Origin of the sequence: uncultured Pluralibacter sp. (genome assembly GCF_913775985.1) — a bacterium.
Lineage (GTDB): Bacteria > Pseudomonadota > Gammaproteobacteria > Enterobacterales > Enterobacteriaceae > Pluralibacter.
Window position 1 is genome coordinate 1 of the sequence record NZ_CAJYMB010000053.1, and the last position, 9,103, is coordinate 9,103.

8 protein-coding genes and 1 other RNA gene are annotated in these 9,103 nt (G+C 59.7%); 8 read left to right on the forward strand and 1 reads right to left on the reverse strand.

Annotation, left to right across the window (positions count from 1 at the left end):
- Both ydiK and rprA read left to right on the forward strand, forming a co-directional pair.
- Positions 1-608 (forward strand): AI-2E family transporter YdiK (gene ydiK / locus QZ766_RS06395; protein ID WP_297198990.1); only part of this gene is annotated, 608 nt, incomplete at its 5' end.
- Positions 609-805: 197 nt separating this feature from the next.
- Positions 806-913: antisense sRNA RprA (gene rprA, locus QZ766_RS06400), an RNA gene on the forward strand.
- Positions 914-965: 52 nt separating this feature from the next.
- On the opposite strand, the gene ppsA is transcribed toward rprA, so the two are convergent.
- The gene (gene ppsA / locus QZ766_RS06405) at positions 966-3,344 is read right to left on the reverse strand and encodes a phosphoenolpyruvate synthase (RefSeq protein WP_297198992.1); all 2,379 of its coding nucleotides are present in this window, start codon (positions 3,342-3,344) and stop codon (positions 966-968) included.
- Positions 3,345-3,679: 335 nt separating this feature from the next.
- Between ppsA and QZ766_RS06410 the strand changes: the two genes are divergently transcribed.
- The 6 genes from QZ766_RS06410 to QZ766_RS06435 form a co-directional block, all read left to right on the forward strand.
- Complete coding sequence (locus QZ766_RS06410; RefSeq protein ID WP_297198995.1) at positions 3,680-4,513, forward strand: pyruvate, water dikinase regulatory protein; 834 nt, start codon at positions 3,680-3,682, stop codon at positions 4,511-4,513.
- Positions 4,514-4,665: 152 nt separating this feature from the next.
- The gene (gene aroH, locus QZ766_RS06415) at positions 4,666-5,712 is read left to right on the forward strand and encodes a 3-deoxy-7-phosphoheptulonate synthase AroH (protein WP_297198998.1); all 1,047 of its coding nucleotides are present in this window, start codon (positions 4,666-4,668) and stop codon (positions 5,710-5,712) included.
- A gap of 168 nt (positions 5,713-5,880) precedes the next feature.
- Positions 5,881-6,912, forward strand: coding sequence for a ChuX/HutX family heme-like substrate-binding protein (locus QZ766_RS06420; protein WP_297199001.1), 1,032 nt, complete (start codon positions 5,881-5,883; stop codon positions 6,910-6,912).
- Positions 6,909-7,727, forward strand: a complete 819-nt coding sequence (locus QZ766_RS06425; protein WP_297199004.1) for an ABC transporter substrate-binding protein — start codon at positions 6,909-6,911, stop codon at positions 7,725-7,727. Before QZ766_RS06420 ends, QZ766_RS06425 begins: the two co-directional genes overlap by 4 nt.
- Entirely contained in the window at positions 7,727-8,716 is a 990-nt protein-coding gene (locus tag QZ766_RS06430) for an iron ABC transporter permease (RefSeq protein ID WP_297199007.1), read from the forward strand. Before QZ766_RS06425 ends, QZ766_RS06430 begins: the two co-directional genes overlap by 1 nt.
- Positions 8,709-9,103 (forward strand): ATP-binding cassette domain-containing protein (locus tag QZ766_RS06435; RefSeq protein ID WP_297199010.1); only part of this gene is annotated, 395 nt, incomplete at its 3' end. The genes QZ766_RS06430 and QZ766_RS06435, both read left to right, overlap by 8 nt.

The following is a 9,103-nucleotide window of genomic DNA, read 5'->3' on the forward strand; positions in this document are numbered from 1 at the left end:
TGCTGTTCAGCGCCCTGCTTTACTGGCAGGGAGAGAAGGCCGCCTTCGGCATTCGCTATTTTGCTACCCGCCTCGCCTCAACCCGCGGTGATGCTGCCGTGCTAATGGCGGGCGCGGCGATCCGCGCCGTGGCGCTGGGCGTTGTGGTGACGGCACTGGTGCAGGCGGTGTGCGGCGGCATTGGGCTGGCCGTTGCCGGCGTGCCTTACGCCACGCTGCTGACGGTAGTGATGATGTTCTCCTGCCTGGTGCAGATGGGCCCGCTGGTGGTGCTGGTACCTTCGGTTATCTGGCTCTACTGGAGTGGAGACACCACCTGGGGCACAGTGCTGCTGATCTGGAGCTGCGTGGTCGGCACCATGGACAGCGTTATTCGCCCGGCGCTGATCCGTAAAGGCGCCGATCTGCCGCTGGTGCTGATACTGATTGGGGTTATCGGCGGGCTGATTGCCTTTGGGATGATCGGGCTGTTTATTGGGCCGGTGCTGCTGGCCGTGACCTGGCGCCTGTTCGACGTGTGGGTGCGCGAAGTGCCGCCGCCGCCGAGCGACCAGGATTTGCTGATTGAAGAATTACAGGAGCTACAGGCTAAAAACGAATGTAAGTAATTTGCTATCTGTCTTCACCCGGCGCATCTGTCGCCGGGTAAATAGTTTAACCATTCTAATCATTCATCAAAAAACAAAGCACCACCTTCAGCTATATGTGCCTGCTAAAACGTATTTACGCCTAAACCCTTCATAATACTTAAACTATTAAGAGCAATCCGATCGACGCTTCAGAGGCTGTTGCTTATGATTAAGTCACGGTTATAAATCAAAGGCTTGATTTATAAGCACTGATATCCCCTGAGTGAAGTAACGAATTGCTGTGTGTAGTCTTTGCCCATCTCCTACGATGGGCTTTTTTTTATTCTGCAAACAGTACAAAAAAATCCCCGGCGGGCCGGGGATTTTTATATCGCGCTACTGGCGCATTTCTGCAAGGCTAAGCCAGGTCTGGACTACCGTGTCCGGGTTGAGGGAGAGGCTGTCGATGCCTTCCTCCATCAGCCATGCCGCGAAGTCCTCGTGATCCGACGGTCCCTGCCCGCAAATGCCCACGTATTTACCCTGCTTTTTCGCCGCGCGTATCGCCATCGACAGCAGCGCCTTCACCGCCTCATTGCGCTCGTCGAACAGTTCAGATACCACGCCGGAGTCGCGATCGAGGCCGAGGGTGAGCTGGGTCATGTCGTTCGAGCCAATTGAGAAACCGTCGAAATATTCGAGGAACTGCTCCGCCAGCAGCGCATTCGAGGGGATCTCACACATCATAATGATTTTGAGCCCGTCCTCGCCGCGCTTCAGCCCCTGACGTGCCAGCTCGTCGATCACCGCTCGCGCCTGATCGACGGTGCGCACGAACGGGATCATGATTTCAACGTTGCTCAGTCCCATATCGTTGCGCACCCGCTTCACGGCCTCGCACTCCAGCGCGAAACAGTCGCGGAAACTTTCGGCCACGTAACGTCCCGCGCCGCGGAAACCAAGCATCGGGTTCTCTTCGTGAGGCTCGTAGCGATCGCCGCCCACCAGGTTGGCGTACTCGTTGGATTTGAAGTCGGAGAGACGCACGATTACGCGCTTCGGATAGAACGCCGCGCCCAGCGTAGCGATACCTTCCGTCAGGCGGCCGACGTAGAACTCTCTCGGCGAATCGTAGCCTTTCATCATTTCGCGAATTTGCTGCTGCAGCTTCGGCTCCTGATCGTCGAACTCCAGCAGCGCGCGCGGGTGTACGCCGATCATGCGGTTAATAATAAACTCCAGCCGCGCCAGGCCCACGCCCTCGTTGGGCAGGCAGGCAAAGTCAAAAGCGCGGTCCGGGTTGCCGACGTTCATCATAATTTTCAGCGGCATCTCCGGCATGGTATCGACGCTGGAACTTTTGACGCTGAAGTCGAGCATTTCGGCATACACGTAGCCGGTATCGCCTTCGGCGCAGGAGACGGTCACCTGCGCGCCGTCCTGCATGCGTTCAGTGGCGTCACCGCAGCCCACCACTGCCGGAATGCCCAGCTCGCGGGCGATAATCGCCGCGTGGCAGGTGCGCCCGCCGCGGTTAGTCACAATCGCCGCCGCCTTTTTCATGATCGGTTCCCAGTCCGGATCGGTCATGTCGGTAACCAGCACGTCGCCGGGCTCAATACGGTTCATTTCGCTGATATCGTGAATAATCTTCACCGGGCCTGCGCCAATGCGGTGGCCGATGGCGCGACCTTCGGCGATGATTTTACCCTGGGAGTGCAGCGTATAGCGTTCGGTCACCTGACCGCGGGAGCGGACAGTTTCTGGCCGCGCCTGCACGATAAACAGCTTGCCGGTATGGCCGTCTTTCGCCCATTCGATGTCCATCGGGCGGGCGTAGTGTTTCTCAATCTGCACCGCCTGCTTTGCCAGCTCCTGCACTTCATCGTCGGTGAGGGAGAAGCGGTCGCGCTGCTCCTGGGGCACGTCTTCAATAGCGACCTGCTTGCCGTGCTCCTGGGTCGGCGCATAAACCATGCGGATTTTCTTCGAGCCCATTGTGCGGCGCACGATGGACGGACGGTCCGCTGCCAGGGTCGGCTTGTGAACGTAGAACTCATCCGGGTTAACCGCACCCTGCACCACCATCTCGCCAAGACCCCAGGCCGAAGTGATAAACACCACCTGATCGAAGCCCGACTCGGTATCAATGGAGAACATCACCCCTGATGAGGCGAGATCGGAGCGCACCATACGCTGCACGCCGGCGGAAAGCGCCACGCCGCGGTGATCGTAGCCCTGATGCACGCGATAGGAGATGGCGCGATCGTTAAACAGGGAGGCAAAAACGTGCTTTACCGCCACCAGTACGGCGTCGTAGCCCTGCACATTAAGGAACGTTTCCTGCTGTCCGGCAAACGAGGCGTCGGGCATGTCTTCAGCGGTTGCCGAAGAGCGCACGGCGAATGAAGCGTCTGCATCATCGGCAGAGAGGCGGTCATAAGCCTGATGAATGGCCTGCTCCAGCTCGGGCTGGAACGGCGTGTCGATGATCCACTGGCGGATTTGCGCGCCGGCCTTCGCCAGTTCGGTGACGTCGTCAATGTTGGTTTTATCCAGCAGCTGATAAATACGCTGGTTGACCCCGCTCTGGTCGAGGAACTGATTAAACGCGTCTGCGGTGGTGGCAAATCCGTTAGGCACGGAAACGCCGAGATCGGACAGATTCGTAATCATTTCACCCAGGGAGGCATTTTTGCCCCCAACTCTGTCTACATCATTCATGCCGAGCTGGTTGTACCAAAGCACTAGCGGAGACGAGCCATTGTTGGACATCGAAACAATTCCTTATATGAATTAAGAAAAGTGTCAGAACGGGTCTGACTTCGGGTTAATACTCACATATTTCGCCGGCGTAAAAAAACGGTGAATCGTTCAAGCAAATAAATTCCCTTATTTTTAGGAGCATCACGCAATTATCATAACCTCATGATTTTTCGGTATTCCCACAAAAACCAACGGTATAATGTCGCCAGCAGACAAATTAACGACTTGCTCTAAAAAAATAAAAACAGCATTTCATTATTAATGTTTGTGACAATATCGACACCGTCATCTGTTTCGTTAATATATGCTTCACCTAATTAAGCCAACCGAGCGGATGTTCAAAAATGGATAGTGATGTCGATCGCCACGTTTTTTATATTTCTGATGGTACGGCGATCACCGCCGAAGTGCTGGGCCACGCGGTGATGTCGCAGTTTCCGGTTTCGGTTAACAGCCTGACGCTGCCCTTTGTTGAAACCGAAAGCCGCGCCCGCGCGGTGAAAGAGCAAATCGACAGCCTCTACCAGCAAACCGGCATCCGCCCGCTGGTGTTCTACTCGATTGTGCTGCCGGAAATCCGCACCATCATTTTGCAATGCCAGGGCTTCTGCCAGGACATCGTGCAGGCGCTGGTGGCGCCGCTCCAGCAGGAGTTAAAGCTCGATCCCACGCCCATCGCCCACCGCACCCACGGCCTGACGCCGGGAAATCTCACCAAATATGACGCGCGCATCGCCGCCATTGATTACACCCTGGCCCACGATGACGGCGTGTCCCTGCGCAATCTCGACCAGGCCCAGGTGATTTTGCTGGGCGTCTCCCGCTGCGGTAAAACCCCCACCAGCCTCTATCTGGCAATGCAGTTTGGCATTCGCGCCGCCAACTATCCGTTTATCGCCGACGATATGGATAACCTGCTGCTGCCCGCCGCGCTGAAACCTTTCCAGCACAAGCTGTTTGGCCTGACTATCGATCCCGAGCGCCTGGCGGCCATCCGCGAAGAGCGGCGGGAAAATAGCCGCTACGCGTCGATGCGCCAGTGCCGCATGGAGGTCACCGAAGTTGAGGCGCTGTACCGCAAAAACCAGATCCCGTGGCTGAACAGCACCAACTACTCCGTGGAAGAGATAGCCACCAAAATCCTCGACATTATGGGTCTCAGCCGCAGGATGTACTAATACACTAGTACATTACATCAAAATCCGCTACACTCCTGCCTGTTATTAGATGTGCATCACATTCTGCCTTGAAATAGCCAATGATTGGTTTAAGGTGGTGCCCATCACTTCCGGCACCTCTGCCGTTGAAGCAATCCATTTTGAGACCTCCCATGAACAAAACTGATGAACTGCGTTCGGCGCGCATCGAGAGCCTGATAACCCCGGCCGAACTGGCCCAGCGCTATCCTGTGTCTGCCGATGTTGCGGCACACGTCACCGCCTCACGCCACCGCATTGAAAAAATACTTAACGGACAAGATCCACGCCTGCTGGTCATTGTGGGCCCCTGCTCAATTCACGATCTGGACGCGGCAATGGACTACGCCCGCCGCCTCCGGCCGCTGCGCGAGAAGTACCAGTCGCGGCTGGAAATTGTGATGCGCACCTACTTCGAAAAGCCGCGCACCGTCGTTGGCTGGAAGGGTCTGATTTCCGATCCCGATCTTAACGGCAGCTACCGCGTCAATCACGGCATCGAACTGGCGCGTCGGCTGCTGCTGCAGGTTAACGAGCTGGGCGTGCCTACCGCCACCGAGTTCCTCGATATGGTGACCGGTCAATTTATCGCCGACCTCATTAGCTGGGGCGCGATTGGCGCGCGAACCACCGAAAGCCAGATCCACCGAGAAATGGCTTCCGCCCTGTCGTGTCCGGTTGGCTTTAAAAACGGCACCGACGGCAACACCCGCATTGCGGTAGACGCGATCCGCGCCTCCCGCGCCAGCCACATGTTCCTCTCGCCGGATAAAGACGGCCAGATGACCATTTACCAGACCAGCGGCAACCCTTACGGGCACGTGATTATGCGCGGCGGCAAAGCCCCGAACTACCACGCTGCCGATATTGCCGCCGCCTGCGATACCCTGCGTCAGTTCGATCTCAGCGAGCAGCTGGTTATCGATTTCAGCCACGGCAACTGCCAGAAGCAGCACCGCCGCCAGCTGGATGTCTGCGACGACGTTTGCCAGCAAATCCGCAGCGGCTCCACCGCCATCGCTGGCATCATGGCAGAAAGTTTCCTGCACGAGGGCACGCAGAAAATTGTCGCCGGCCAGCCGCTGACTTACGGCCAGTCGATTACCGATCCGTGCCTCGGCTGGGAAGACAGCGAGCTACTGCTGCAAAAGCTGGCGGACGCTGTCGATAGCCGTTTCTGACCCCCTGCCTTCCCGCGCCGGGAATCTCTCTCCCGGCGCGCCCTGTTCCTTTCTCATTTCCTGATAACAAAACGGTTGCCGCGCCCTGCTTTTTATTGATAATAATTATCATTGTCACTTAGAAAACCTTTTGTCCCGGATCTCCGGCTCGTCACCAAGGAAAAGCGCATGACCCACTACGCCCGCTGGCTCACGTTAAAAGCAGAAAACCCGGATAAATACGCCCGCGATATCGCGGCGCTGATGCAGATAAGCGAGGCGGAACTTGCGCAGGCCCGCGTCGGCCACGACGCGCGGCGACTGGACGGCGAGATCCGCGAGGTGCTGGCCGCGCTCGAAGCCGCGGGCGACGTCAAGTGCATCTGCCGCAACGAATTTGCGGTGCACGAACAGGTAGGCCGCTTTACTAACCACTACCTCAACGGCCACGCCGGGCTGGTACTTAATCCTCGTGCGCTGGATCTGCGCCTGTTTCTCAACCAGTGGGCCAGCATCTTTCATCTGCAGGAAGCCACTGCGCGCGGCGAGCGCCAGAGCATTCAATTTTTTGACCGCCAGGGCGACGCCCTGCTGAAAGTCTACGCGACCGACACAACCGACACCGCAGCCTGGGACGGCATTGTCGCACGGTTTGCCCGGGCAGAGGATCCGGCGCTCGCCATTGAGTCATCACCGCCACTTGCGGCAGTACCCTCACAGGCCGCTGCCGCAGACGTTGAGCGCGAGTGGCGCGCGATGACCGACGTCCACCAGTTCTTTACCCTGCTCAAGCGCCACGGCCTGACCCGCCAGCAGGCGTTCCGGCTGGTCAGCGATGATCTTGCCTGCCGGGTGGACAATAGCGCGCTGGCCACGCTGCTGGAGCGCGCGCAGCGTGACGCCAATGAAATTATGATTTTTGTCGGCAACCGCGGCTGCGTGCAGATTTTTACCGGCAGCGTGCAGAAAGTTGCGCCGATGCGGGGCTGGCTCAATATTTTCAATCCGCTGTTTACCCTCCACCTGCGCGATGACGCCATTGCCGAAAGCTGGGTAACCCGCAAACCCACCGCAGATGGACACGTTACCAGCCTCGAGCTGTTTGCCGCCGACGGCACCCAGATCGCCCAGCTGTACGGTCAGCGTACAGAAGGCCAGCCGGAGCAGGCGCAGTGGCGCGCGCAAATTGACGGACTGCCGAAAGAGGAAATCCCCGCATGAAGCGCCTGCTGATCCTGCTGGGTACTCTGCCGCTGCTGGCGAGCGCGGCGCAGCATAAAGTGGTGACTCTCGGCGGCGACGTCACCGAGATCGTCTATGCGCTCGGCGCGCAGGATGCGCTGGTGGCCAGGGACAGTACCAGCACCTGGCCCGCAGCGGCGCTCAAGCTTCCCGACGTCGGCTACCTGCGCCAGCTGAACGCCGAAGGGATCCTCGCCTCACATCCGGATTTAGTGCTGGCCAGCGCGCAGGCCCAGCCCTCTCTGGCCTTAACCCAGGTTGCGCAGAACGGCGCTGAGGTTATCACCGTGCCCGGGCGCGACGATCTCAGCGTCATCGACGAGAAAATCCGCGTGGTGGCCCGGGCGCTGGGCAAAGACGCCGAGGGCAAGGCCCTGAGCAGCCGGCTGGATCAGACGCTGGCCGATCTTCCACCGCCGCCGCTCAACAAGCGGGTGCTGTTTATCCTCAGCCACAGCGGGATGAACGCGATGGCTGCCGGACAGCAGACCGGTGCCGATGCCGCCATCCGCGCCGCTGGCCTGACCAATGCCATGCAGGGTTTCGCGCGCTACCAGCCGCTCTCTCAGGAGGGAGTTATCGCCAGTAAACCCGATCTGGTGGTTATCTCCGCCGACGGACTGAAAAGCATGGGCGGCGAATCCGCGCTCTGGTCGCTGCCGGGCCTGGCCCAGACGCCCGCCGGACACAATAAGCAGGTGCTGCAGGTTGATGACATGGCGCTGCTCGGTTTTGGTATTCGCACCCCGGAGGCCGTCAAGGCCCTGCGACACAAAGCCGAGCAGCTTCCCTGATGCCCGGCGCGCGTGCCCGCTCGCTGTGGCTGATGCTGCTGGTTCTGGTGGGTGCAACGCTGTTCGCCACCACCTTCGGCGCGCTGAAGCTGCCCCTGAGGGCGCTGTGGGACGGCGATAGCACCCTGCGGCAAATCTGGTTCACCATTCGGCTGCCGAGAGTGCTGCTGGCGCTGGTTATCGGCGGCTCGCTGGCGCTGGCGGGCTGCGTGATGCAGGGGCTGTTTCGCAATCCGCTGGCGGATCCGGGCCTGCTCGGGATCAGCAGCGGTGCCGCGCTCGGCGTCGCGCTGTGGGTGGTACTCCCCGTTTCGCTACCTGCCATCATGATGCTCTACGCGCCAATGCTGGCGGCCTTTCTCGGCAGTCTGGCAGTAACGGCCATTATCTTTTTTCTCAGCCGACAGCGGCGCGGGAGCCTCTCGCGGCTGCTGCTGGTGGGGATTGCCCTTAATGCGCTGTGCGGGGCTGCGGTCGGGGTGTTGTCGTGGTTAAGTAACGATGCCCAGCTGCGCCAGCTCTCCCTGTGGGGCATGGGTAGCCTTGGCCAGGCCCAGTGGTCCACGCTGCTGGTGTCTGCATCACTGATGGTGCCCGCTACCGTCGCGCTATGGCGGCTGGCGCAGCCGCTCAACCTGCTGCAGCTGGGAGATGAAGAAGCGCACTACCTGGGCGTTAACGTCCGGCAGATCCAGCGCTGGCTGCTTCTCGGCAGCGCCCTGCTGGTGGCGGCTGCGGTGGCAGTCAGCGGGGTGATTGGCTTTATCGGGCTGGTGGTGCCGCACCTGCTGCGCATGTGGCTGGGCGCCGATCACCGGGCGACGATCCCCGGCTCCGTTCTGGGCGGGGCGATCCTGCTGCTGCTGGCCGATACGGCGGCACGCACGCTGGTCTCCCCCGCCGAAATGCCGGTAGGCCTGCTCACCAGCCTGCTGGGCGCACCCTGGTTTTTATGGCTTATTTTTCGTCAGGGGAGCGGGCGTGGATAAAGAATTACAGGCCTGCGGTATCGGCTTTGGGACAATACTGCATGATATTTCACTCAGTCTGCACCCCGGGGAGCTGGTTGCCCTGATTGGCCCCAACGGCGCGGGCAAGTCCACGCTGCTGCGGATGCTCACCGGATTTCTTACGCCGGACAGCGGGCGCTGCCTGCTGGATAATAAGCCGCTTGTACACTGGTCGCGGGACGCGCTTTCCCAACGCCGCGCGGTGATGCGCCAGCAGAGCCAGCTCGGTTTCGACTGGCCGGTAAGAGATATTGTGGCGATGGGCCGGGCACCCTGGCCCGGGCGGGAGAATGCGGCAATCGTTGAAGAGGTGATGCTGCTAACCGGCTGCGCGCCCCTCGCCGACCGCAGCTACACCACCCTCTC

Excerpts from the sequence above, each read along its gene's own strand:
- aroH (WP_297198998.1), top strand. The coding sequence starts at position 4,666 with ATGAACAAAACTGATGAACTGCGTTCGGCGCGCATCGAGAGCCTGATA.
- QZ766_RS06430 (WP_297199007.1), top strand. The coding sequence starts at position 7,727 with ATGCCCGGCGCGCGTGCCCGCTCGCTGTGGCTGATGCTGCTGGTTCTG.
- QZ766_RS06410 (WP_297198995.1), top strand. The coding sequence starts at position 3,680 with ATGGATAGTGATGTCGATCGCCACGTTTTTTATATTTCTGATGGTACG.
- QZ766_RS06420 (WP_297199001.1), top strand. The coding sequence starts at position 5,881 with ATGACCCACTACGCCCGCTGGCTCACGTTAAAAGCAGAAAACCCGGAT.
- QZ766_RS06425 (WP_297199004.1), top strand. The coding sequence starts at position 6,909 with ATGAAGCGCCTGCTGATCCTGCTGGGTACTCTGCCGCTGCTGGCGAGC.
- ppsA (WP_297198992.1), bottom strand. The coding sequence starts at position 3,344 with ATGTCCAACAATGGCTCGTCTCCGCTAGTGCTTTGGTACAACCAGCTC.